Here is a 23,306-nt window from a genome sequence, read left to right as displayed (position 1 = left end):
GGCGACGATCCGGAATCCATCAAGGGCCAGCTCCTTATGATGGATTCCGGGTCTCCGCTTTGCTCCGCCCGGAATGACGGCGCGCGTGAATTTTCGCCCCAACAAGCGAACCGCTCCCGATGACCAGCCAGCCTTCCGCCGCCGAACTCGCCAAGCTCGAGGAAGAACTCGATCCCGAGATGCAGTTCCGCAAGGTGCCGCACGGCACGGCGCTGCTCGTCGGCGGGCTGCTGCTCGCGCTCTCGGCCTTCCATTACTACACCGCAGGCTTCGGCCTGATGCGCGAGACGACGCATCGCGGCATCCACCTCGCCTTCGTGCTCGGGCTGATCTTCCTGGTCTTCTCGGCCCGCAAGAGCCAGGGCCGCACGGTCCACGCCTCGTCGCTGTGGAGCCCGGGCGGCGTGCCGCTCTATGACTGGGTCTTCGCCGTGGCGGTCGCGGTCTCCAGCCTCTATGTCCCCTGGATCTTCGAGGACATGGTCTTCCGTATCGGCAACCCCTCGACGCTCGACGTGGTCATGGGCTCGATAACGATCATCCTGATGATCGAGGCGACGCGCCGTGCCATCGGCTGGGGCCTGCCGCTGATCGCGTTGTTTGCGATGACCTATGCGATCTTCGGCAACTGGTTTCCCGGCATCTTCCTGCATCCAGGGGCGACCTGGTCGAACCTCGTCAACCACCTCTATTTGACCAGCCAGGGCGTCTATGGCGTAGCCCTCGGCGTCGTCGCCACTTACGTCTTCCACTTCGTGCTATTTGGTGTGCTCGCCACCCGCATCGGGCTGGGAAGGCTGTTCCTCGGCGTCGCTGCGGCCGTCGCCGGGCGTTATGCCGGCGGTCCTGCCAAGGTCTCGATCTTCGGCTCGGCGCTGTTTGGCATGATCTCGGGCTCCTCGGTCGCCAACACCGTGACCGTTGGCTCGCTGACGATCCCGATGATGATCCGCCTCGGCTATCGCCGCCATTTCGCGGCGGCCGTGGAATCGACCGCCGCGACGGGCGGCCAGATCACGCCGCCGATCATGGGCGCCGCCGCCTTCCTGATGGTCGAGTTCCTCAACCTGCCCTACGCGTCGATCGTGATCGCGGCGATCATTCCCGCCTTCATGCATTTCTACGGCGTGTTGATGCAGGTGCATTTCGAGGCGCGAAAGACCGGCATGGCGGGCATGACCGATGCCGACGCGCCGAAGCTCTCGGAGGTCTTCGCCCGCGACTGGCCGACGATCGCGCCGCTGTTTGCGCTGATCACGGTGCTGTTCACCGGCTACACGCCCTATCTCGCCGCCTTCTGGGGCATCACAGGCTGCATGCTCGTCGGCCTCGCGCATCACCGCGCCGCCTCGGCCCTGGTCTTTGCGCTGGCGATCGGGCTGGCCGCGCCGACCGAGTTCCTGCGCGTGCCCGGCGTCAACTTCGCCTTCACGGCGGCGGCCTTCCTCGTCATGGCCCATGGCGTGCTGATGAAGTCGACGGAGGGTCGCAAGCGCGTCGACGACATGATCGACGCCTTCATCCTCGGCGCGAAATACGCCATCGGCGTGGGCGCGGCCGCGGCGACCGTCGGCATCATCGTCGGCGTGGTCACGCTGACCGGCGTCGGCTTCAAGATCTCCTGGATCGTGACATCGCTCGCCGACCAGTGGGCACGCGGTTTGTCCGAGCTGATCCCCTTCTTCCCGTTCGAACTGAAGAGCGCGACGCTGTTCTTCACGCTGCTGCTGACGGGCCTGGTCTGCATCCTGCTCGGCTGCGGCGTGCCGACCACGGCCAACTACATCATCATGGTCACAGTGGCGGCGCCGGCGCTCGGCATGCTCGGCGTCAACCCGCTCGTGGCGCATTTCTTCGTGTTCTATTATGGCGTGCTGGCGGATATCACGCCGCCGGTCGCGATAGCCGCCTATGCGGGCGCGAGCATGGCGGGCGCCGACCCCTTCAAGACCGGCAACACCGCCTTCCGGCTCGCGCTCGGCAAGGTGCTCGTACCCTTCGTCTTCGTGTTCTCACCCTCGATGCTGATCATGGCGCCGGGCTTCACCTGGACCGAGCTCGTCGGCTCGACCGCCTCCTGCATCGCCAGCATCACCCTGCTCTCGGCCGCTTTCGCCGGCTGGTTCCTGGCTCCGTTGGCGCAATGGGAGCGCTGGCTGATCGCGCTCGCCGCCCTGCCGATGATCCTGGCGACGCCGACGAGCGTGCTGATCGGGCTTGTCATCGCCGCGCCCGTGCTGCTGCGGCAGGTCGTGGCGCGGAAGGCTGCGATCGTGGCGTAAGTTCCCGATCTGTTCTTGCGTGGGGCGAGAAGCTCCGCTAGCCTCCTCGCGGGTCATGGGGTGGCGCTGATGGTGACGCGGGTCGCGACGGTGGCGTTCGAGGGCATCGAGGCGCGCGCCGTCGATGTCCAGGTTCAGGTCACGCCCGGCGGCGTCAATTTCATTCTCGTCGGCTTGCCCGACAAGGCGGTCGGCGAGAGCAAGGAGCGGGTGCGCTCCGCGCTGATCGCTTCGGGCCTGGCGCTGCCGGCCAAGCGCATCACGGTCAATCTCGCCCCAGCCGACCTCCCCAAGGAGGGCAGCCATTACGATCTCCCGATCGCGCTCGCCGTGATGGCGGCGATCGGCGCGATTCCTGCGGACGCGCTGGCGGGCTACACCGTGCTCGGCGAACTCGCGCTCGATGGCTCGATCACCGCGGTCGCCGGCGTCCTGCCCGCCGCGATCGCCGCCTATGGCCGCGGTCAGGGGCTGATCTGCCCGCATGCCTGCGGGCCCGAGGCCGCCTGGGCGGCCGCCGACATCGACATCCTTGCGCCGCGCTCGCTGATCCAGCTCGCCAACCATTTCAAGGGCACGCAGGTGATGGCGCGGCCGGAGCCGGCGGTGGCGCGCCCATCCGGCCCGCTGCCCGATCTCGCCGACATCAAGGGCCAGGAAAGCGCCAAGCGCGTGCTCGAGATCGCTGCCGCCGGCGGGCACAATCTCCTGATGAATGGGCCGCCGGGTGCCGGCAAGTCGATGCTGGCGAGCCGGCTGCCCTCGATCCTGCCGCCGCTGAGCCCGCGCGAACTGCTGGAGGTCTCGATGATCCTCTCCGTCGCGGGACACCTCGCCGACGGCGCGCTGACCGACCGTCGGCCCTTCCGCGCTCCCCACCATTCGGCCTCGATGGCCGCGCTGGTCGGCGGCGGCCTGCAGGCCAGGCCGGGCGAGATCTCGCTCGCCCATCACGGCGTTCTCTTCCTCGACGAACTGCCGGAGTTCCAGGCCCAGGCGCTCGACGCGCTGCGCCAGCCCATGGAAACCGGCGAGGTTCTGATCTCGCGCGCCAATCACCGCGCCGTCTACCCCGCGCGGTTCCAGCTCGTCGCGGCGATGAACCCGTGCCGATGCGGCAGGGCGACCGAGCCCGGCTTCGCCTGCCGGCGTCAGCAGAACGAGCGCTGCATGGCGCAGTATCAGGGGCGAATCTCCGGCCCGATGCTGGATCGCATCGACATCGCCATCGACGTGCCGGCCGTGACCGCTGCCGACCTCATTCTGCCGGCGGCGAGCGAGGGCTCCTCGGAGGTCGCGGCTCGCGTCGCCGCGGCGCGGCGCCTCCAGACGGCGCGCTTCGAGGCGCTCGGGCTGAGCGGGATCAGCACGAATGCGGGCTGTCCGGTGCCGGTACTCGACGAGATCGCCCGGCCCGACAATGCGGGGCTGGCCCTGCTGCGCGAGGCGGCTGAGGCCATGCGCCTGACCGCACGGGCTTATCATCGCGTCCTCAAGGTTGCGCGCACATTGGCGGACCTCGACGGGGAGGCGAAGGTCGGCCGGATCCACCTCGCCGAAGCCCTGTCCTATCGGGCGCGGGGCGACCAGGTCGCGCAGGCGGCCTGAAGCAGCGCGGGACCGCGCAGGCTCCTGCGAAGGTTAACGAATTCCCTGCCGCGATCCCTCTGATTTGTCGTTGTTCCCAACGGTTCCTCAACGCGCCTTCGCTAGGGTCGGCGCCATGGGATCTCTCGCCACGACCTGGGCTGCTCTCTCAGTGATCGCGCTCGCGCTGTTTGCGGGTGGCGCCACGCTGATGCTGCTGCGTCAGCGCGACCGGATCGTCCGTCAGGCGGCCGAACTGGCGGGAGACGTCGAGGCGCTGAACGACCGGCTCTGGGTGCTCGCCGACAGCGAGGAGCATTACCGCAGCCTGATCGAGGCGCAGGGCGACCTGATCGTGCGGCGCGACGGCGCGCGCATCGTCTATGCCAATGCGGCCTTTGCCGCCTTGCTCGGGCTCGACGAGACGCAAATCGTCGGCTCGGTCGCGCAGCCTCGATGCATCGCCAGCCGGCCGGCCCTGGCGCTGGAGGGCGGGGCGCGCGTCTTCGACGAATGTGTGGCGACGCCGGAGGGCGAACGCTGGATCTCCTGGGTCGAGACGGTCGTCCCCGTGGCGCTGGGTCAGAGCGTGCTGCAGAGGGTTGGGCGCGACATCACCGCCCGCATCGCCGCCGAACAGGAACTGGTCGAGGCCCGCGCCCGCGCCGAGAGCGCCAACGAGGCCAAGTCCCGTTTCCTCGCGACCGTCAGCCACGAGTTCCGGACACCGCTCAACGGCATCCTCGGCATGGCCGATCTGCTCGGCGACACCGGGCTCGAACCCGAGCAGGCGACCTATGTCCGCGCGCTGCGGACATCGGGTGAGGCGCTGCTCGGCCTCGTCGATGATATTCTCGACTTCGCCAAGGTCGAGGCCGGGAAGCTCGAACTCGCGCAGGAGCGGTTCGACGTAGGCCTGTTGCTGGAGACCGTCTCGGAACTGATGGCGCCGCGCGCCCAGGCCAAGGGCATCGAGCTCGCGGCGCATCTGTCTCCGGACATGCCGACCCATTTCGTCGGCGACCGCGATCGCCTGCGCCAGATTCTGCTCAATCTCGTCGGCAACGCCATCAAGTTCACCGATCGCGGCGGCGTCGGCATCCGGATCGGTCGCGAGGGAGATCTCGTCGACATCGAGGTCGCCGATACAGGTCCGGGCGTTCCCGAGGACCGCCGCCTGGCGATCTTCGAGGAGTTCGAGCAGGCGGACAATTCCTCGGCCCGGAGCCATGAGGGCACCGGTCTGGGCCTCGCCATCGTGCGTCGCCTCGTCGGGCTGATGGGCGGCTCGGTCTGGGTCGAGGCCCGGATGGGCGGCGGCTCGGTCTTCCGCGTGCGGCTGCCCTTGATGGTGGCCGCGGACGCGGCACCGCCCGCCCTGCCGGAATGGCACGGGAAACACGTCCTCATCGTCTCGGCCGCTCCCTTCGGCGCAGCCTTCCTGCGGGAATCGATCGCGGCGGCCGGTGGCAGCGCCACCCAGTCCGTCGATGCGGCGCAGGCGCAGGCGTTGCTCCGCTCCGATGCCGGTTATGGCGCCGTCCTGATCGACCAGGACATCGGCCGGGACGGAGCCGTCGCTCTCGCTCAAGCCGCGCGTCTGGCCGGCGTGCGGGAAAGCCTGATCATGCTCTCGCCGCTGGAGCGGCGTCAGTTCGGGTCTCCGCGCGAAGCCGGCTTCACCGGCTTCCTGGTCAAGCCCGTCCGGGCCCGCTCGCTCTATCAGCGCCTGTCGCCGCGTCCGACGAGTGCCGCACCCGTCGATATGCAGGGGAGCGGGCCTTCCTCGATCCTGCGCCCGCGCCTGACCGTGCTGGTCGCGGAGGACAACGAGATCAACGCCCTGCTGGCGACCCGCACGCTGGAGCGTTTCGGCTGTGCGGCGATCTGGGCCCGTGACGGGCGCCGTGCCCTGGCCGCGGTCGCGGAGGGCTTCGCCGGGACGGGCCCGTCCTTCGATCTCGTCCTCCTCGATATCCGCATGCCGGAACTCGACGGGCTCGCCGTGGCCCGCGCCGTCCGCGAGCTCGAACAGGCGCGTCCGCATCTGCCGCCCCTGCCCATGATCGCCGTCAGCGCCAATGTCGCGGAGGGGGACAGGGCGGCCGCGCTGGCTGCCGGCATGGATGATTGCCTGGCTAAGCCCCTCGATCGTGCCGCCCTGCAACGTTGGCTCGATCGCGTTGCCGCGCCGCAGCCGATCGATCGCTCGGCCTGACCGTTCGTCATCGGCGTGCCGCAGTTCTGTCGCGAGATTGTCAGAACCATGGTGCATTTCTGCAATGTTGCGGAAAACTGCGACCTGGCAGACAAGGCGAGCGATGGCACCCGAGCTCCACGCACATCAGGCTGAGCCGGCTCGTCATGGGCCTGTTGGAGGCCTGCTGTTCTCTCGCCTGTCTCCGCTTCGACTGATCGGCAGCGAGACAATCCTTCGCTTCGGGCGCCAGACTGCAGAGCCAGCTCCGCTCTCGGGGAGCCTCGGCCGCAGCGGCACCCTCGAGGTCAGGCTGGCCCGGGGGCCGGCCGAGATCTGGCGGGCCCAGCGCCTGCGCTACCGAGTATTCTACCAGGAAATGTCGGCGCGGCCCGATGCCGTGTCGCGCATGTTCCGTCGCGACGCCGACCGTTTCGACGCGGCTTGCGACCATCTGCTGGTCATCGATCACGCCGCGCGCGGCCGCTTCGGCGGCGTGAAGCCGAAGATCGTCGGCACCTACCGGCTGATGCGGCAGGGCGCGGCCGAGCGGCTGGGCGGCTTCTACACCCAGGGCGAGTTCGATCTCGCCCCGCTGCTCGCGCGTCATCCGGGCAAACGTTTCCTCGAACTCGGCCGTTCCTGCGTGCTCGAGCCCTATCGCAGCAAGAAGACGGTTGAGCTGCTCTGGCACGGCATCTGGGCCTATATCCGCCATCACCGGATCGACGCGATGTTCGGCTGCGCCAGCTTCGACGGCACGGATCCGCAGACCCTGGCCCTGCCCTTGAGCTTCCTGCACCACCATGCCCGCTCCGCCGGCGAGTGGAGCGCGACGGCCCATGGCAACCAGCGGGTCGATATGGGTCTTTTGCCGGCGTCGATGGTCGATGCCAAGCTCGCCCTGAAGCAGATGCCACCGCTGATCAAGGGTTATCTGCGGCTCGGCGCCCGCTTCGGCACCGGCGCCGTGATCGACCGCCAGTTCGGGACCACCGACGTCCTGGTCATCCTCCCCGTGGAGGCGATCGACCAGCGTTACGTCGCCTATTACGGCGATGAAGGGCAGCGCTACGCCGCGTGAGCGCGCGGGCGGGGCTCAGTCCCCACCGGCCAGCAGAACCGGCAGCGCCTCGCGATAGGTCGGGTAGCGGAAGGCGTAGCCGAATTCGCGTTTCACCAGCGCGTTCGAGACGCGCTTGTTTTCACCATAGAAGCTCGCCGCCATGGGAGAGAGCTTCGCCGGGTCGAACGGCGTCTCCGGTGGCGGTGTCAGCCCCGCCAGCGCCGCAGCATGGACCACGACATCCTGCGGCGGCGCGGGCTCGTCATCTGTGACGTTGTAGATCGCACCGGGACGTGGCGCGGCGATCGAGGCCATCAGGATGCCCGCGATATCGTCGACATGGATGCGGTTGAACACTTGTCCCGGCTTGACCAGCCGCGTCGCGGTTCCCGTCCGCAGCTTCACGATCGGATTGCGGCCGGGCCCGTAGATGCCCGAGAGCCGGAAGATCTGCACGGCCTTGCCGCTCCGCTCGCCCAGCGCCAGCCAGTCGCGCTCGATCTGCAGGCGCAGCCGCGAACGGAAGCTCGGCCGCGGCGCGGTCGCCTCGTCGATCCAGGCGCCGTCATGGTCGCCATAGACGCCAATGGTTGAGAGATAGCCGATCCAGCGCAAGGCGGGCGCCGCTTCCAGCGCCGGGCCGAGCGTGTGGAACGCCGGATCACCGGCCTCGCCCGGCTGCACCGAGACCAGCACGGCTTCCGCCTCGGCGACCGCCGCCGCCAGTGGCGTGGAGACCTCCGAGCCGTCGAAGACGAGCATGCGCAGGCCCTCGCGGCTCAGCCGCTCCGCCTTTTCCGCCGTGCGCACCGTGCCGGTCACCTCCCAGCCGCGGGCCAGCGCCTCGCGAGCGTAGAAGCCGGCGGAATAGCCGACGCCGAGAATCAGGAGCTTCATGAGGCGGCATCCATGGCAGGCGGGAGCGCCAACCATTCGCGGCGCACCTCTTCATCCTTTTCCATGGCGAGCGCCCGGCCGGCAAGGCCGCGGGCCTGCGGCGGATCGAGCCGGATCAGCGCCCAGACCGCCATCGCCCGCACCAGCGGCGAGGGGTCGGCCAGCACCGCCACGGCGCTCGCAGCGAGGTCCGGTCGGCCGCTGTTGCCGATCGCGATCAGCACATTGCGGGTGAAGCGGTCGCGCCCCGTGCGCTTGACCGGAGTGCCGGCGAAGAGCGCCCGAAACGCCGCGTCGTCGAGGCCGGCGAGGTCGGCCAGCGGCAGCGCATCTAGCTCGTCGCGCAGCGACAGGCGTGTTTCGCGGGCCGCCTGCGCGAACTTGTTCCAGGGGCAGACGGCGAGGCAGTCGTCACAGCCGAAGACGCGGTTGCCGATCCCTGGCCTTAAGGCGGGGTCGATATGGCCGGGATGCTCGATCGTCAGATAGGCGATGCAGCGGCGCGAATCGAGCTGGTAGGGCGCCGGAAAGGCGTCAGTGGGGCAGATGTCGAGACAGCGCCGGCAGGACCCGCAATGGTCTGTTTCCGGCTCGTCCACGGGCAGATCGGCTGTGGTGTAGATCGCGCCGAGAAACAGCCAGGAACCGTGCTCGCGCGAGACCAGAACGGTGTGCTTGCCCTGCCAGCCGAGCCCGGCCGCCTGCGCCAGCGGCTTTTCCATCACCGGCGCGGTGTCGACGAAGACCTTGACGTCGGCCCCGCCCTGCGCCGCGAGCAGCCCGGCGACGCTCTTGAGCTTGCCCTTGATCACCTCGTGATAGTCGCGCCGGCGCGCATAGAGCGAGATCGCGGCCCTATCGGGATGGCCGAGCACCGCCAGCGGATCGCTCTCGGGCGCATAGCTCATGCCGAGCATCACCACCGAGCGAGCCTCGCTCCAGAGTCGGCGCGGTGCGGCGCGCTGATCCGTGCGCTCCTCCATCCAGGCCATCTCGCCCTGGTGGCCCTGCTCCAGCCAGGCCGCGAGCCGGCCGGGTGCCTCCGGGATCGAGTCGGCCGAGGCCACCCGCGCCACGGAGAAGCCCTCAGCGAGAGCGCGGGCGACGACCGCCTGCTTGAGGCGCTCGGGCTTCAGAAGTCGAGGTTGTCGTAATGGGCGCTCGGCGCCATGCCCGGCACCCGGTCGCTCAGCAGCGGCCGGAAGCTCGGCCTCGACTTGATCCTCGCATACCATGCGCGCGCCGCTTCATCCTCGTCCCAGGGCACGTCGCCGAGATAGTCGACGCAGGAGAGATGCGCCGCCGCGGCGAGGTCGGCATAGCTCAGCTCGGAGCCGGCCAGCCAGTTCCGCTTGGCCGTCAGCCAGGCGATGTAGCGCAGATGATAGCGCACATTGGAACGCGCGGCGCGGATCGCGCTCATCTCCGGCGGGCCGCCGCCCTCCTCGCGGCCCATGAAGCGCTTCATCACCTTTTCCAGCACGAGCGGCGCGGTGATCTCCTCGTTGAACTTGATCGAGAACCAGTCCAGAAGGCGGCGCACCTCGACGCGCGGGCCCGGCCCTTCCGGCAAAAGCCGCCGCTCTGCCAGCGCCAGCCCCCGCGTCTCGTCGAGATATTCGGCGATCGGGCCGGCACCGGGCACGGCGAGCCCGGTCTCCTCGCGGAATACCGGCGTCGTGCCGGCCGGGTTCATTTCCAGGAAATCGCGCCGTCGCTCCCAGACGCGCTCCTCGACCAGGGTCGCCTCGAGGCCGAACTCGCCGAGCACCAGGCGGATGAAGCGCGAATGCGGACATAGCGGATAGTGATGAAGCGTCGCCATGGCACTCATGAAACAGGCAGGTGGGGCCGAAGCAGGGCCGCAGGACAAAAAGACGTCGGGAAAGGCGCAGCGCGCCGCTATAAGGCGGCCCGGTGAGGCTCACAACCCGCCCAGCGGCCATAACGGCGAATTGCAGGGTTCTGGTTCGGGTTTTGGTAACCAATTCGCAAAGAGCTGCGCCTATCGATGCGGAGCTGGACGAGTGCCGGGCATAGCCCGGACCGACGAGGACGAGCCGCCATGGAAAACCTGTTCGAGGCGCTCATCCTCGGGATCGTCGAGGGGCTGACCGAGTTCCTGCCGGTCTCCTCCACCGGGCACCTGCTCCTGCTCGGCCACTTCCTCGGTTTCGAATCGAATGGAAAGTCCTTCGAGGTGCTGGTCCAGCTCGGCGCCATCCTGGCGATCACGCTGGTCTATTTCCGCCGCCTGCTCGACATCGCTCTGCGCATCCCGAGCGATCCGGCGGCACGGCGTTTCGTGCTGGGCGTGCTCGTCGCCTTCCTGCCGGCGGCGCTGATCGGCGCGCTGCTGCACGGCTTCATCAAGAGCGTGCTGTTCAATCCCGTGATCGTCTGCTGCACGCTGATCGCCGGCGGCCTGATCCTGCTCGTGGTCGATGATCTGGAGCTGGAGGAGAAACACCAGGACGCCACCACCTTCCCGCTGGCGATGTATCTGAAGATCGGGCTGATCCAGTGCCTGGCGATGGTGCCCGGTGTCTCCCGCTCGGGCTCGACCATCGTCGGCGCCATGCTGCTGGGTGCCAGCAAGCGCGCCGCGGCGGAGTTTTCCTTCTTCCTGGCCATGCCGACCATGGCGGGCGCCTTCGCCTACGATCTGCTCAAGAGCTACAAGACGCTGACGGTGGACGACGTCACGCTGATCGCGGTCGGGTTCGTGGCGGCCTTCGTTGCGGCCCTGATCGTGGTGCGCAGCTTCCTCGACTTCGTCTCGAAGCGCGGCTTTGCCCCCTTCGCCTGGTGGCGGATCATCGTCGGGCTGTTCGGGCTCGCCGGGCTCTGGATCCACGGCTGAGCCGCCTCAGCCCGTTTCGCTCTGCGCGTCCCGGTTCTGTTGCGGGGGCAGGCCGCGCGGCAGCGTCGCCGTCTCGCGCTCGATCATGCGGTGGACGACGGGGGGATTGGGGCCCTTGTGCAGGGCCCGCACCCGGTCGGCGATTTCGGCGTCGGCCTGGGTGATGCGCTGGGCCTGGCGCACATATTCGACCCAGGTCGGTGTGTCGTAGCGCTCGACCCAGAGCTCCGGATCGGTCAGGTCGCGCAGCAGCGTCCAGTGCCGCGCCCCGTCGCGCCGACGGATGCGGCGGCGCTCCGCCATCGCCTTGAGGAACTCGACCACGTCCTCCTCGCGGATCAGCCATTCGATCGTCACGATCACCGGCCCGCTGCGGGGCTCGATGCCGACGGCGACCTTCGGCTCGCGCCAGCGGCTGAGCGGGTCCAGATTGAGCGCCTCCAGCGGTGGCAGCTGGTAGCGCAGGCCGAGTGCGGCACCCGCCAGCAGCGCGAAGGCCGAGATGATGAGCGCCTGCTCCGCGCCGAAATGCAGCACGGCCTGGCCCCAGACCCAACTGCCCGATGCCATCCCGCCGAAGGCCGCCATCTGGTAGATCGCCAGAGCGCGGCCCACCACCCAGCGCGGTGCCGAGAGCTGGACCGTCGCGTTGAAGGTGGACAGCGTCATCACCCAGCAGGCACCGGCGACGGCGAGCGCGGGCATCGTCAGCCACATCGTCGTGCTGATGCCCAGAAGCGCGGCGGATGTCGCATAGGCGGCGAAGGTCGCCCGAACCAGCGCCTCCGTGGTCAGGACCCTGCGCAGCCTCGCACTGAGGAAGGCGCCGACCACGGCGCCGGCACCAAAGGCGCCGAGCAGGACGCCGAACACGATCGGGCCGCCCTTGACCAGATCGCGCGCGATCAGCGGCAGCAGCGCCAGCGCCACGATGCCGCCGAAGCCGAAGGCGAAGGAGCGCAGGATGACGCTGCGGATATTGGGCGACATCGCGACATAGCGCACGCCGGCCCCCATCGCGATCAGCAGCGTCTCGCGCGGCAGCACGCGCTCCACCTTGGGGGGCCGCCAGCGCGCCAGCACGGTGATCAGCGCGACATAGCTGAAGGCGTTGAGCACGAAAGCCGCGACCGCGCCCGCCGCCGCGACGATGGCGCCGCCGATCGCCGGGCCGACGCTGCGCGCGATGTTGAAGGCGACGCTGTTCAGCGTCACCGCGGCCGGCACGTCGCGGCGCGGCACCATGTCCCCGACCGAGGATTGCCAGGCCGGGTTGTTCAGCGCCGTGCCGCAGCCGATCAGGAAGGTGAAGCCGAGCAGCAGCCAGGGCGTCATCAGCTCGAACCAGGCGAAGACCGCCAGCAGGATCGAGACCGCCAGCATGAAGCCCTGCGCCGTCAGCATGATGCGCCGGCGGTCGTAATTGTCGGAGATCGCACCGGCGGCGAGCGAGAACAGCATCACCGGCAGGGTCGTCGAGGCCTGCACGAGGGCGACCATATCAGGTGAATCGGCGATCGCCGTCATCATCCAGGAGGCGCCGACCATCTGGACGAGCCCGCCGAAATTCGAGGCGAGGCTGGCGAACCAAACAGCCCGGAAGATCGGCTGGCGCAGCGGCACGAAGGGCGAATTGCGCCCCGGATCCGGGGCGACCCCCTCGGCCGCGAGCTCGGCCCGCGCTACGTCGGCTGTCGGCTGAGCTTGGGGATCGTCAGGCATGCCATAGGGTTAGAGCCTCGCCCCCGGCCTGCCAACCGTGATTGCGCGCGGGGCCGGCTTGCATCAGGACACCGCGCCCGCCGGCGTGCCCGCCCGGCCGCGGCGCTCCGGCCGGTCGCCGCGGCGGCGGAAGGCCCCGCAAAGCGCAACCGCCAGCCCGGCGAGAGCGACCCAATGGCCCGGCCGCAGGGCGGTGAGATCCTGATAGACCACGACATCGGCATTGGCCTGGAAGACGAGCCAGGCCGAAGCCCCCGTCGCGAAGGCATACCAGGCTGTCTCGCACAGCGCCGTCACCAGACCCGTCGCCAAAGCGGCTGCGACCAGCACCGGGGTCGTCGGGGCCACTTTCAGCCGCTCCAGCCCGCGATAGACGATCAGCAGGGCGAAGAGCCCGATCATCAGCGCCGGCTGCGTCACGTCGATCTTGGACTGCAGGGCGAAATGCAGCAGGGCGAGCAGCATGATCGGATGGACGAGATTGTGGAGCGTCTGCCAGCGCCGCGTTCCCAGCCGCCGGATCATGCCGTCGGTCGAGGTCGCGCCCAGCGCGACGAGCCCCGCCAGCGCGGTGATGCCGACGAGCAGATAGAAGCGCTTGACGATCTCGGAGATGATCAGGCCCCAGTCGAAGGCGAGGTCGATGCAGTAGAGCGCGAGATGCGCCGTGGCATAGGCCAGCACCGAGAGCCCCAGCATCCGGCGCACGCCGATGAGCTTGCTCCAGTCGAGGATGCGCCGCAGCGGCGAGATCGCCAGGGTCACCAGCAGCAGACGCACCGACCAGGTGCCGGTGTCGTGGACCGCCCGCGTCCAGGGCTTGGAGCCGAGCTGCCCCGTCCAGGCCTCAAAAGCGAGGATCGCGGCCGGCACCAGCACCAGCACGAAGACGCCCAGCCGCAGGCCCGACAGGCGCCCCTGCCGGTCCAGCCATGGCAACCATTGCGTCATTGTGCCCTCCAATCTTGCAGCGGCTGCTTGCGATACGCGAGAGTTCGGGCATTTGTCTCACGCAGGCGCACACAAGCCCGTGAGCGCCACTCTGCTCATGGAAGCCCATCATGCCCACCGTCGTTTTCGATGTCGGCAACGTCCTGATCCGCTGGGACCCTTTCCGGGTCTATCGCGAGATGATTCCCGATGACGAGAAGCGCGCCTGGTTCCTGCAGAACGTCTGCACCGCCGCCTGGAATCTCGAGCAGGATCGCGGCCGCAGCTGGGAGGAGGGCGTCGCCCTGCTCGTCGCCAGCCACCCGGAATGGGAAAGCCAGATCCGCGCCTATGACGAGCGCTGGCACGAGGCCGTGCCCGGCCTGATCGAAGACAGCGTCTCCGTGCTGGAGGAAATGAAGGGGCGCGGCGACAAGGTCTACGCCATCACCAATTTCTCGCGCGAGAAATGGGCCGAGTGTCTGATCCGCTTCCCTTTCCTGCAGAGCTTCGACGGCGTGGTCGTTTCCGCGCATGAACGCGTGATCAAGCCCGATCCGGCGATCTTCCACATTCTGCTGGAGCGCTATGATCTCGCCGCCGCGGACTGCATCTTCGTCGACGACAGCGCCCGCAATATCGAAACCGCCCGCCAGCTCGGCATGAAGGGCGTCCATTTCGTCGAGCCGATCGACCTGCGGGCGGAACTGTCCCGCCACGGCGTCGCCTTCTGACAACGGGGGTCGGAGGATCGCTCGAAAGGCCCCGCCTTCTCTCCGGGCCAGAGCGTCGCGATGTGCGAGCGATTGTCCTGCCATCTTCAGCGCGATCCAGCGCCGTGCGCAATTCTCTGCCTTGCTTGCGCGCAATAGGCATGGCGCGTTACCGGATGCGGCCGCGCCTCTCTCAGGTGTCGTAGCGAAATCGGAAATGCCATTCATGATCGATACCTCGGCTCTCGGGAATGGGGCGCTCGTCGACGCTGCCGTTCTCGAAGAGCGATTCCGAAAAGGCCGGTCTCGCGTCGGCATCATCGGGCTGGGTTATGTCGGGTTGCCGCTGGCGCAAGCCATCGCCGCCAGCGGGCACTGCGTGCTCGGCTTCGACATCGACCCGTCCAAGATCGAGGCGTTGGCGGCCGGGCGCTCCTATATCCGGCACATCGACGGCGCCGGGCTCGCCGCCTTCCGCGCGCAGGGCCGGTTCGATGCCACCACGGATTTCTCCCGGCTCGGCGAGATGGACGCGATCCTGGTCTGCGTGCCGACGCCGCTGACCCGCCAGCGCGAGCCCGATCTCAGCTACGTCGCCGAGACCACCCGCCAGATCGCCAGGACCCTGCGGCCGGGCCAGCTGATCGTGCTCGAAAGCACGACCTATCCCGGCACCGTGGCCGAGGTGATGAAGCCGATCCTGGAGAAGGGCGGGCTGATCTCGGGTCGCGATTTCTTCCTGGCCTATTCGCCGGAGCGCGAGGACCCCGGAAATGCCGATTTCGCGACTGCCGCGATCCCGAAAGTGGTCGGTGGCGACGGTCCTGATGCGCTCAGGATGGCGCTGGCGCTCTATGGCGAGGTGGTGCAGCACACCGTGCCGGTTTCGACCATCGAGACGGCCGAGGCCGTGAAACTGACCGAAAACATTTTCCGGGCGGTCAATATCGCGCTGGTCAACGAGCTCAAGGTCGTCTTCGACGCCATGGGTATCGATGTCTGGGAGGTGATCGAGGCCGCCAAGACCAAGCCTTTCGGCTATATGCCCTTCTATCCCGGCCCCGGGCTCGGTGGCCATTGCATCCCGATCGATCCGTTCTACCTGACCTGGAAGGCGCGCGAATTCGGTCTCTCCACCCGCTTCGTCGAGCTTGCCGGGGAGGTCAACACCGCGATGCCGCGCTATGTCCTGGCGCGGTTGGGCGAAGCGCTCGACCAGATCCATCGGCGCGGATTCAACGGCTCGCGCATCCTCGTGCTGGGCGTCGCCTACAAGAAGAATGTCGACGATGTGCGCGAGAGCCCGGCGCTCAGCCTGATCGAGTTGATCGAGGGCAGGGGGGCGACCGTCGATTTCCACGACCCCTTCGTGGCGCAGCTGCCGCCGATGCGTGAGCATGCCAGCTTGCATGGTCGGCGTGGCGTGTCCTGGCATGAGGCGCTCAGCGGCGGCTATGACGCCGCCCTGATCGCCACCGACCATGACGGCGTGGACTATGCCGCTCTGGTCGATGCCGTCCCCCTCGTCCTCGACACCCGGAACGTCTGCCACCGGGCGGGCCTGCAGCGCCCTCATATCGTCAAGGCCTAGCCCGACCTGGTGGATTGTCAGGACGAGCCAGCGTCTGGCAAACCGCGGGTCGGGCAGGTGGGAGAGATTGCGGGAGGGAAGCCGGCTGCGGGTTGGGCCGCCTGCGGTCAGCATGAATGCGCCGGCCGCACAAGAGCCCCACATGCAAGCGGCCGGAGCCCGATGGCGGCTGCCACCGGGACGGCAAAGCGCTAACCTCGCGGCACCATGCCGAATCGGGAGGGAAGAGGCCGATGCCCAGCGAGACCCGCTACGACCAGATGACCTACAACCGCTGCGGCCGCAGTGGTCTCAAGTTGCCGGCCCTGTCGCTCGGTCTCTGGCATAATTTCGGCGAGACCACCGCGCCCGATCTCGGCCGCCGGATCTGCCGCACCGCCTTCGATCTCGGCATCACCCATTTCGATTTGGCCAACAATTACGGGCCGCCGCCCGGCTCGGCCGAGACGGCGTTCGGGGAGATCCTGCGGCGCGATTTCGCCGGCCATCGCGACGAGATGGTGATCTCAACCAAGGCCGGCTACCGCATGTGGCCGGGCCCCTATGGCGAATGGGGCAGCCGCAAATACCTGCTCTCCAGCCTCGACCAGAGCCTGAAGCGGATGAAGCTCGACTATGTCGACATCTTTTATTCGCACCGCTTCGATCCCGAGACCCCGCTGGAAGAGACGATGGGCGCGCTCGACACGGCCGTGCGTCAGGGCAAGGCGCTCTATGTCGGGCTGTCCTCTTACAATGCCAAGCGCACGCGCGAGGCGGCCGCGATCCTGCGCAGCCTCGGCACGCCCTGCCTGATCCACCAGCCGAGCTATTCGATGATCAACCGCTGGATCGAGGAGGACGGTCTGCTCGACACGCTCGATCAGGAGGGCATCGGCTCGATCGTGTTCTCGCCCCTGGCCCAGGGCATGCTGACCTCGAAATATCTCGGTGGCGTGCCCGAGGGCAGCCGCGCCGCGAAGAAGGCGCCGTCCTTCCGCGACGGCTTCCTCTCCGACGATAATCTCAGGCGCATCGCCGCCCTCAACGAGATCGCCGCCGGCCGCGGCCAGAGCCTCGCCCAGATGGCGATCGCCTGGGTGCTGCGCGGCGGCCGCGTGACCTCCGCCCTGATCGGCGCCAGCCGCCCCGAACAGGTCGAGGATTGCGTGGCGGCCCTGAAGCGGCCCGATTTCACGGCGGAGGAACTGGCCCTCATCGACGCGCACGCCGGCGAAGGCGGCGTCAACATCTGGGCGGCTTCGGCCGAGCGGTGAGCTGGGACGATGGGGGGCTGAGCTTGACCCCGCATCGGCTAGCGGCATCCCGTTGCCTCCGGTGGCGTCGTCAGATTAGGAAATTTGGTTCCCCAACGCTGTCTCCGACGACGGCGATCTGTATCCGCAACATTGACAGGTGGTCCCGATGACGAGTCTCAAATTCGGAACCTCGGGCCTGCGCGGCCTCGTTGCCGAGCTCGTCGGCCTGCCGGCCTACAGCCATGTCCGCGCCTTCTGCGCGATGGTCGGCGAGGACGGCGCGGCGGGACCAGGCGGCGACGTTCTGATCGGGCGGGATCTGCGCTCGTCGAGCCCGCTGATTTCGGCGCAATGCGCGCGGGCCATCGTCGATGCCGGGCTGGTTGCGGTCGATTGTGGGGCGATCCCGACGCCGGCGCTGGCGCTCGCGGCCGTCCAGTGCGGCGCGCCGGCGATCATGGTCACCGGGAGCCATATCCCCGATGACCGCAACGGCCTCAAATTCTATCGCCGCCAAGGCGAAATCGATAAGGCGGACGAGGCGCGGATCCTTGCCTGGCATGCAAAACTGAACCTCTCTGTCGCCCCCGACGAGCCGGTCACGCCCCGCAGGCACGATGCGCTGGCCGCCTACCAGGCCCGCTATCGCGAGTTCTTTGGCGCGGATGCCCTGCGGGGCCTGACGGTCGGCGTCTACCAGCATTCCTCGGTCGGGCGCGACGTGATCTGCGACCTGATCGCCGCGCTTGGCGCCACGCCCGTCCCGCTCGGGCGCGCCGACCGCTTCATCCCCGTCGACACCGAGGCGCTGCGTCCCGAGGACGTGGCGCTGGCGGTCGAATGGGCTGGCAGCCAGAAGCTCGACGCGATCGTCTCGACCGACGGCGATGCCGATCGCCCGCTGGTCGCCGACGAGTTGGGCCGGTTCCTGCGCGGCGATCTCGTCGGCGCACTGACGGCGGCCTTTCTCGGTGCGGACGCGATCGTGACGCCTGTGACCTCGAACTCGGCACTGGAGCGCTTGGGTCTGTTCCAGCAGGTGATCCGCACCCGCGTCGGTTCCCCCTATGTCATCGCCGGCATGGCGGAGGCGACAGCGGCCGGCGCGCGCCTCGTCGTCGGCTTCGAGGCCAATGGCGGCGTGCTGCTGGGCTCTGAAGTCGCGCATGAGGGCGTCAGCCTCGCCGCCCTGCCGACCCGCGACGCGATGCTGCCGATCCTCGCCACCCTGACGGCCATTGCCCGCGCCCAGAAACCGCTGAGCCGCCTCGTCGCCGAGCAGAAATTCGCCATCGCCCTGTCGAACCGCCTCCAGGAGGTGCCGCAGGAGAAGACGGCCGCCTTCATCGCCAGGCTCGACGCGGAAGATCCGGCTTTTCGCGATGCGGCCTTTGCCACGCATGGCGGTGTCGCCACACGTGACCGCCGCGACGGCCTGCGCCTCACATTGGGCGACGGTAACACTGTCCATTTCCGCGCCTCCGGCAATGCGCCCGAACTGCGGGTCTATGTCGAGGCGATGGATGAGGCGGCGGCGGGCGCCCTCCTTCAGGAAGGGCTGAAATTCGCGCGCGAGACGACTGCCTGAGTCTGATTGCTGCAGCGGCTCGCACTGGTCAGCGCCCGTTCAACGAGTGCCCGAGTTCTTTCGAGGCACTCGTCGACGGCGTACCAGAGCCGCGGATTGAGTTCGATGTTGAACAGGACGCCGTCGGGGAAGACGCAGCGCTCCATCACCGCCTCCCAGGGAATGGCGCCCCAGCCGACCGGCAGGTGAATGTCGCCATGGCCGAAGGCGATTTTCTCGCTCGGAACATCAGCCACTACGTCGACGCGCGGGCGCAGCGCGGAATGTGGCTCTGGCGGGCAGCGAATTCACCGTCCGAGCCGGCTATTGCGACGTTCATCGGTTCCCCATCTCGGCTCACTTTTCGCCGATGTCGCCTGCGAGAGGCGCTTATTGTTCGACCGCCCTGACAAAGCCGATGGCACGGGAGCTTCGATCGCCTCGGAAACCGGTACACAGCCCAACGATCAAAGGCTCGAGTGCGTTGCCAAAGAGAGGGAGCCGACAAATTCCCTGCTAGTAGGGAAATCTCGGCGGATTTGCCCCCAATTGCGGGCTCTCCAACCCTGCACTGGAGCGGAAAATCCGAAGCGTTTCCATCTCCTTGGTCGAATCTGATGTTCTTCGCGCGCTGGAGTTCCGTGCCTTTCAGCAGGGAATTTCCATCCAGCGCAGCAGGGAAAGTCCTGGCCGTGAGCAGGGAATGGCCGGCTGGGAGCAGCGATCTGTCATTCGGCTGCTGCGCCGACCGGCGCGAAGTTGGCTTTGTCAGCGCCGATCGAAGCGTGGGCGGCTTTGCGGACGAAGAGACCCTATGATCCTAGAATCGTTGGGGAATTTTTTCCATGATCCCTTGCAGGACACAGCGGGATGGCTTATATCGATCCCCGTCACGACTGTTCGTGACATCAGCCGAGACCGATCAGATCGAGTCGCGGCATCCTTGTTGATTTGGCATTTTCACTTCGCGTGAGCAGCCCTTTTCAGGCAAGGCGGAATCCACAGCAGTGATGCTGGCGGGATACGCTTTGCCGCGGGTGCTCACTTGTCCTGGTCGTCTCCTTGCAAAAGGAAACGATCGAAATGTCTTCCCTGCCCGAACCGATCCCCACGCCGTTTCGCATCCGTCAGCGGTGCCGTCCGCCCGCGGGCGATGCGACCGTTCAGAACACGGACGCTGAGTTGAACAGCGCGATGGCGCAGTTCAAGGCGGAGGTTGTCGAGCGCCCGCTCGCCGCACTGAAGCCCTCGCCGCGCAATGCACGCACGCACACCAAGAAACAGATCCACCTGATTGCCGAGAGCATCAAGGGGTTCGGTTTCGTGGCGCCGATCCTGATCGATGGTTCGGGTGAAATCGTTGCCGGCCACGGGCGCTACGAGGCGGCCAGGCTGCTGGGCATGACGACGGTGCCGGTTGTTTGCCTCGACCATCTCGCTCCTCACCAGATTCGCGCCTACCGGATCGCAGACAACCGCCTGGCCGAGCTGGCAGGCTGGGACAACGAGATACTCAAGGCCGAGCTGTCGCATCTGATCGAGGTCGATTTCGAGCTGACGGATTTGAAACGCCGCAGATTGACCTGATCGTGAGCAGCGATGTGAGCCCGGCGCCCAAGGTCGATCCGGCTGATGCGGTCGAGCCGGTTGGTGAGCAGGCGGTGACGCAGCGCGGCGATCTTGGCTGCTGGGGAACACCGCATCCTGTGCGGAGATGCCCGTGAGCGGGCGGATTATGAGACGCTGATGGGTGGTGACCCTGTCAGAAGCCTCCGACTGGTCGGTCGGTACGGTCTGGGGTGCGCGGGGGCAGCACTACTACCTGCTGGATGTGGTGCGCGGTCGCTGGGAGAGCCCCGAACTGCGGCGCAAGATGATCTCTGTGGCCGCGGAGTACGGCGTCGACGCAACGCTGATCGAGGACACCGAACTGGGCCGAGCGCTGTCACAGGATTTGCGCCGGACAGGCCAGCTCTACCCGCTTCTGCAACAGGCCCGGTTCGACAAGACGGCAAGGCTGCTCGCCCAGGCAGCCCGGTTCGAGGCAGGGCAGGTGTTCTTGCCTGAACGGGCCGATTGGCTGGCAGACTACCTGTCTGAGCTGCTGGCGTTTCCAACGGGGCGTCACGACGATCAGGTCGATTCCACCAGCCAGGCCCTGAAGTATCTGACCGCGCGCACGCCGGTGGTTCCTGTGCGGCCCCAAAAGGTCGTCCGGCCGCAGTCGCGCTTCCAGCGGGCTTGAACTAGGCACGCCGGCGCTGTTGCAACACAGCGCCGGCGGCGTTGGCGGTGATGTCAGTCGACACGACAGACACCTTCCTCGAATGTCGATCGGCACAAACCCGCCCCATCACTGCGGCACCGTCACCACGGTCATGGTGTAGCCGCGCTGGGCCATACAGCCGACCATGATCTGCCGCAGCGCGCTATTGCGCTGGCCCTCCAGCCTACCGGCCTCCATCGCGTCGGCAAGGCTGCGTCCCATATAGATCGGGGCCGCCATGGCCTGCGCCTTGGCGACCTCGCCTTTGCAAATCGCATCGTCCTGCTGGAACTGCGCCAGGGCCGTGGCATCGGAGCGCCCGTCGAGGCGGTTGAAGCTCATGACGGTGCGGGTGGTGCAGGCCGATAGCGACAGGCTCAGCAGGAGGGCGCCCAGGATAGGCCATCGCCTTGGAGGGCGTTGATACGGCGGCGAAAGATTTGCGGTCGTCATGCGGGCGTCCCTGATGAAAGTGATGGAGTTAACGATCGTCGCGGCGCCAGGCGGCGGGCTTGGCCAGCGGGCGGGACGCAGATCGCTGTGGTTCTGGCGCTGCAAACCCCGCCGTCCTGAGCCGCGGTCGGGTCCGGATGCCAAGATGCCTGGCCTCGCGGCGCTTGGCCTCGGCAATGTCGGCGAGGTCATGGGCGGTCTTGCCACCGGGCGCACGGTGACAACAGTCGCGCCCAAGCACGCGGCCATCAGTGATTGAAAGCGCGGCGCTCTTGTCGAGGATGAGGGCTTCGGGAATGATGTGATCAAACTCGATCACCTTGCCGGTGATGTTGAGCCCGCAGCCCTCGCAGATGATCTGGTTGGCGCCCGTCATGGTGCGCTTGATCATCTCGACCTTCTGGGCCCGCGAGAACTCGCGGCGTGGGGGCGAAGGAGGCGAGGGGGCTCGCCCTGGAACGGCGATCCCGTCGCCGGATGTGGACCCCGCTGACATCAGGCGGCCTTGGCCTGGCCATAGCACCTGATTTTCTCGACGGTGAGATCAAGCTCAGCGTTGAACGCTTCGACCGCGTCAGCCAGCTCACCGATATAGGCTTCATCGCGATGTGCGCGGGTGATGAAGATCGGCATGCCCGGCCAATAGACCGCGATGTCGATCCATTCGCGCTGCGCGATCCAGAGCTGGCCCTGGCATTGTGCCTTGTGCTCGGGCGGGAACTCGCCGCGCAGAATGGTCTCGACCATCAGGTGGGGCAGCTTGGTCTTGATCTCTAGCAAACCATCATGGCCGATCAGGGCATCGGGCGAGGCACCGGCCCGGCCCCGCCGCAGGAAACCGACGCGCTCGCAAGCCGTACCCGTGACGAAGCCGTAGACGCTGCGGGCTTCGTCCTCCATCAGCTTGCCGCGCTCCATGTGGAAGGAGCTGATCGTCTCCATCGGTTCGCCGGTCAGGCGCTCGCCTGCGAGCTTGTAGAGGTAGCTCAGCCGCGTCTTGCTCTCGGCGCCGCCGCGTCCCTTGGTCAGGATCGCGGCAAACTCGGATGCCGTGGGGATGCCGAGGCGGCTTTGGATCCAGTCCGGAGAGCCCTGCTCGCAAGCGATGATCTCGAGGTTGTCGTTCATCAGTTGGTCCGCCTTGAGTTGAGCATGGTGAGCGCCTGCCGAAACCGTGTGGCTGGCAGATCGGTGACGCCCTTGATCTGGAAAAACTGCAGCAGCGCGTCCTTGTCGGCGCCGACCACCTCGATCAGGTTGAGGAGCTCGCGCGCCTGCTGGCGCGTAATCTGCGCTGATGAGGGGCCGGCTGCCTGACCGTCATCGTCGTCGGAGGCGGCAAGGCCGAGCGCGGCCTTCAACGTCATGCGCTGCAGATAGGTCAGCGTCGATCCAATCGCCTGGATGCTGTTCTTCTCGCCGCTTTCATCGGGGCTGGCCGAGAGGCTGTTCTCCTCGCTATGGCCATCGCGATGCGAGATCACACAGAAGACCGTGACGAGTGCGCCTGTGCTCTGCGAGCGGAAGCGGTAGGACAGCCCGTTGCGGGCGAGGATCGGGGTGATGGTCCGCGCGATCTCGGCCAGATCCTCATGCCGATAAGGCTGCCGGCCCAGCACCGCCGTACGATTCTTGGCGATGATCGGGATCTTCGCCTTGGCTGCCGCGAGAGCCTTGTCGAACGCTCTGCGAGCAGCCTGCGCCTGCAGGCGCTCATGAAAGCCGATCAGGCGATCGAGAACCTCGCTATCGGCGCCCCTCGCCAGAGCAGCGCTCAGGAGGTCCAGCACGGGCGGTGGAGGCGGGGAGGGGGGCTTCGCTGCTGTTGGGATGCGGGCCAATCGTGACATCGGGTTCTCCTGGCGACTGAGGTGTGGGCGTGACTCATCGTTCCTCCGCTGAGGCAGCGGGAGTCGGTCAGAATCGCGGATGGC

21 protein-coding genes are annotated in these 23,306 nt (G+C 67.4%); 11 read left to right on the top strand and 10 right to left on the bottom strand.

The window, feature by feature from the left end; all coding sequences use genetic code 11:
* The first annotated feature begins 119 nt into the window (after positions 1–119).
* From SJY11_RS01395 to olsB, 4 genes are all read left to right on the top strand, one after another.
* Positions 120–2,282, top strand: a complete 2,163-nt coding sequence (locus SJY11_RS01395; RefSeq protein ID WP_376984689.1) for a TRAP transporter permease — start codon at positions 120–122, stop codon at positions 2,280–2,282.
* 69 nt (positions 2,283–2,351) lie between these two features.
* Positions 2,352–3,890, top strand: a complete 1,539-nt coding sequence (locus tag SJY11_RS01390) for a YifB family Mg chelatase-like AAA ATPase (RefSeq protein ID WP_376984688.1) — start codon at positions 2,352–2,354, stop codon at positions 3,888–3,890.
* Between the two features lie 115 nt (positions 3,891–4,005).
* Positions 4,006–6,087: an ATP-binding protein gene (locus SJY11_RS01385; RefSeq protein WP_376984687.1), complete on the top strand. Its 2,082-nt coding sequence runs from the start codon at positions 4,006–4,008 to the stop codon at positions 6,085–6,087.
* Between the two features lie 103 nt (positions 6,088–6,190).
* Positions 6,191–7,150 carry a l-ornithine N(alpha)-acyltransferase gene (gene olsB / locus SJY11_RS01380; protein ID WP_376984686.1) on the top strand — a complete coding sequence of 320 codons (960 nt, stop codon included), beginning with the start codon at positions 6,191–6,193 and terminating at the stop codon, positions 7,148–7,150.
* A 15-nt stretch (positions 7,151–7,165) separates the two neighbouring features.
* Here olsB and SJY11_RS01375 read toward each other — a convergent pair whose 3' ends face one another.
* Genes SJY11_RS01375 through SJY11_RS01365 form a run of 3 tightly spaced genes read right to left on the bottom strand, consistent with a single transcriptional unit; the run spans position 7,166 to position 9,854 of the window.
* Positions 7,166–8,029 carry an SDR family oxidoreductase gene (locus SJY11_RS01375; protein WP_376984685.1) on the bottom strand — a complete coding sequence of 288 codons (864 nt, stop codon included), beginning with the start codon at positions 8,027–8,029 and terminating at the stop codon, positions 7,166–7,168.
* Positions 8,026–9,264 carry a tRNA epoxyqueuosine(34) reductase QueG gene (gene queG, locus SJY11_RS01370; protein ID WP_376984684.1) on the bottom strand — a complete coding sequence of 413 codons (1,239 nt, stop codon included), beginning with the start codon at positions 9,262–9,264 and terminating at the stop codon, positions 8,026–8,028. The genes SJY11_RS01375 and queG overlap by 4 nt, the downstream gene beginning before the upstream one ends.
* Positions 9,162–9,854 (bottom strand): glutathione S-transferase family protein, encoded by a 693-nt coding sequence (locus SJY11_RS01365; protein ID WP_376984683.1) that lies wholly within the window; start codon positions 9,852–9,854, stop codon positions 9,162–9,164. Before SJY11_RS01365 ends, queG begins: the two co-directional genes overlap by 103 nt.
* Positions 9,855–10,094: 240 nt before the next feature.
* Between SJY11_RS01365 and SJY11_RS01360 the strand changes: the two genes are divergently transcribed.
* The gene (locus SJY11_RS01360; protein WP_376984682.1) at positions 10,095–10,892 is read left to right on the top strand and encodes an undecaprenyl-diphosphate phosphatase; all 798 of its coding nucleotides are present in this window, start codon (positions 10,095–10,097) and stop codon (positions 10,890–10,892) included.
* Positions 10,893–10,898: 6 nt separating this feature from the next.
* On the opposite strand, the gene SJY11_RS01355 is transcribed toward SJY11_RS01360, so the two are convergent.
* Both SJY11_RS01355 and SJY11_RS01350 read right to left on the bottom strand, forming a co-directional pair.
* Entirely contained in the window at positions 10,899–12,614 is a 1,716-nt protein-coding gene (locus tag SJY11_RS01355) for an MFS transporter (protein ID WP_376984681.1), read from the bottom strand.
* A 63-nt stretch (positions 12,615–12,677) separates the two neighbouring features.
* Complete coding sequence (locus SJY11_RS01350; RefSeq protein WP_376984680.1) at positions 12,678–13,565, bottom strand: protein-methionine-sulfoxide reductase heme-binding subunit MsrQ; 888 nt, start codon at positions 13,563–13,565, stop codon at positions 12,678–12,680.
* A 110-nt stretch (positions 13,566–13,675) separates the two neighbouring features.
* Between SJY11_RS01350 and SJY11_RS01345 the strand changes: the two genes are divergently transcribed.
* The 4 genes from SJY11_RS01345 (at position 13,676) to SJY11_RS01330 (ending at position 18,674) form a co-directional block, all read left to right on the top strand.
* Entirely contained in the window at positions 13,676–14,278 is a 603-nt protein-coding gene (locus SJY11_RS01345; RefSeq protein WP_376984679.1) for an HAD family hydrolase, read from the top strand.
* A 205-nt stretch (positions 14,279–14,483) separates the two neighbouring features.
* On the top strand, positions 14,484–15,848 hold the full coding sequence (locus SJY11_RS01340; protein ID WP_376984678.1) for a nucleotide sugar dehydrogenase: 1,365 nt from the start codon (positions 14,484–14,486) through the stop codon (positions 15,846–15,848).
* Between the two features lie 233 nt (positions 15,849–16,081).
* Positions 16,082–17,104 carry an L-glyceraldehyde 3-phosphate reductase gene (mgrA, locus tag SJY11_RS01335; protein ID WP_376984677.1) on the top strand — a complete coding sequence of 341 codons (1,023 nt, stop codon included), beginning with the start codon at positions 16,082–16,084 and terminating at the stop codon, positions 17,102–17,104.
* 148 nt (positions 17,105–17,252) lie between these two features.
* Positions 17,253–18,674, top strand: a complete 1,422-nt coding sequence (locus tag SJY11_RS01330) for a phosphomannomutase (RefSeq protein ID WP_376984676.1) — start codon at positions 17,253–17,255, stop codon at positions 18,672–18,674.
* On the opposite strand, the gene SJY11_RS01325 is transcribed toward SJY11_RS01330, so the two are convergent.
* A complete protein-coding gene (locus SJY11_RS01325; protein ID WP_376984675.1) occupies positions 18,635–18,910 on the bottom strand; it encodes a hypothetical protein in 276 nt (91 codons plus the stop codon). The two genes, SJY11_RS01330 and SJY11_RS01325, sit on opposite strands and share 40 nt — an antisense overlap.
* Positions 18,911–19,736: 826 nt before the next feature.
* On the opposite strand from SJY11_RS01325, the gene SJY11_RS01320 reads away from it, so the two are divergent.
* The gene (locus SJY11_RS01320) at positions 19,737–20,240 is read left to right on the top strand and encodes a ParB/Srx family N-terminal domain-containing protein (protein WP_376984674.1); all 504 of its coding nucleotides are present in this window, start codon (positions 19,737–19,739) and stop codon (positions 20,238–20,240) included.
* Between the two features lie 163 nt (positions 20,241–20,403).
* Entirely contained in the window at positions 20,404–20,898 is a 495-nt protein-coding gene (gene terL, locus SJY11_RS01315) for a phage terminase large subunit (RefSeq protein ID WP_376984673.1), read from the top strand.
* A gap of 108 nt (positions 20,899–21,006) precedes the next feature.
* Here the strand turns inward: terL and SJY11_RS01310 are convergent, their stop codons facing one another.
* From SJY11_RS01310 to SJY11_RS01295, 4 genes are all read right to left on the bottom strand, one after another.
* Positions 21,007–21,372 carry a hypothetical protein gene (locus SJY11_RS01310; RefSeq protein WP_376984672.1) on the bottom strand — a complete coding sequence of 122 codons (366 nt, stop codon included), beginning with the start codon at positions 21,370–21,372 and terminating at the stop codon, positions 21,007–21,009.
* Positions 21,373–21,400: 28 nt separating this feature from the next.
* The gene (locus SJY11_RS01305; RefSeq protein WP_376984671.1) at positions 21,401–21,763 is read right to left on the bottom strand and encodes a hypothetical protein; all 363 of its coding nucleotides are present in this window, start codon (positions 21,761–21,763) and stop codon (positions 21,401–21,403) included.
* A 104-nt stretch (positions 21,764–21,867) separates the two neighbouring features.
* Entirely contained in the window at positions 21,868–22,500 is a 633-nt protein-coding gene (locus tag SJY11_RS01300) for a lambda exonuclease family protein (protein ID WP_376984670.1), read from the bottom strand.
* The gene (locus SJY11_RS01295; protein ID WP_376984669.1) at positions 22,500–23,222 is read right to left on the bottom strand and encodes an ERF family protein; all 723 of its coding nucleotides are present in this window, start codon (positions 23,220–23,222) and stop codon (positions 22,500–22,502) included. The genes SJY11_RS01300 and SJY11_RS01295 overlap by 1 nt, the downstream gene beginning before the upstream one ends.
* Positions 23,223–23,306 lie beyond the last annotated feature (84 nt).

The sequence above is a fragment of the Allobosea sp. R86505 genome (genome assembly GCF_042466375.1).
In the GTDB taxonomy this organism is placed as follows: Bacteria; Pseudomonadota; Alphaproteobacteria; order Rhizobiales; family Beijerinckiaceae; genus Allobosea.
Note: the sequence above shows the minus strand (reverse complement) of the source record. Positions and strands in the feature narration are given on the sequence as shown.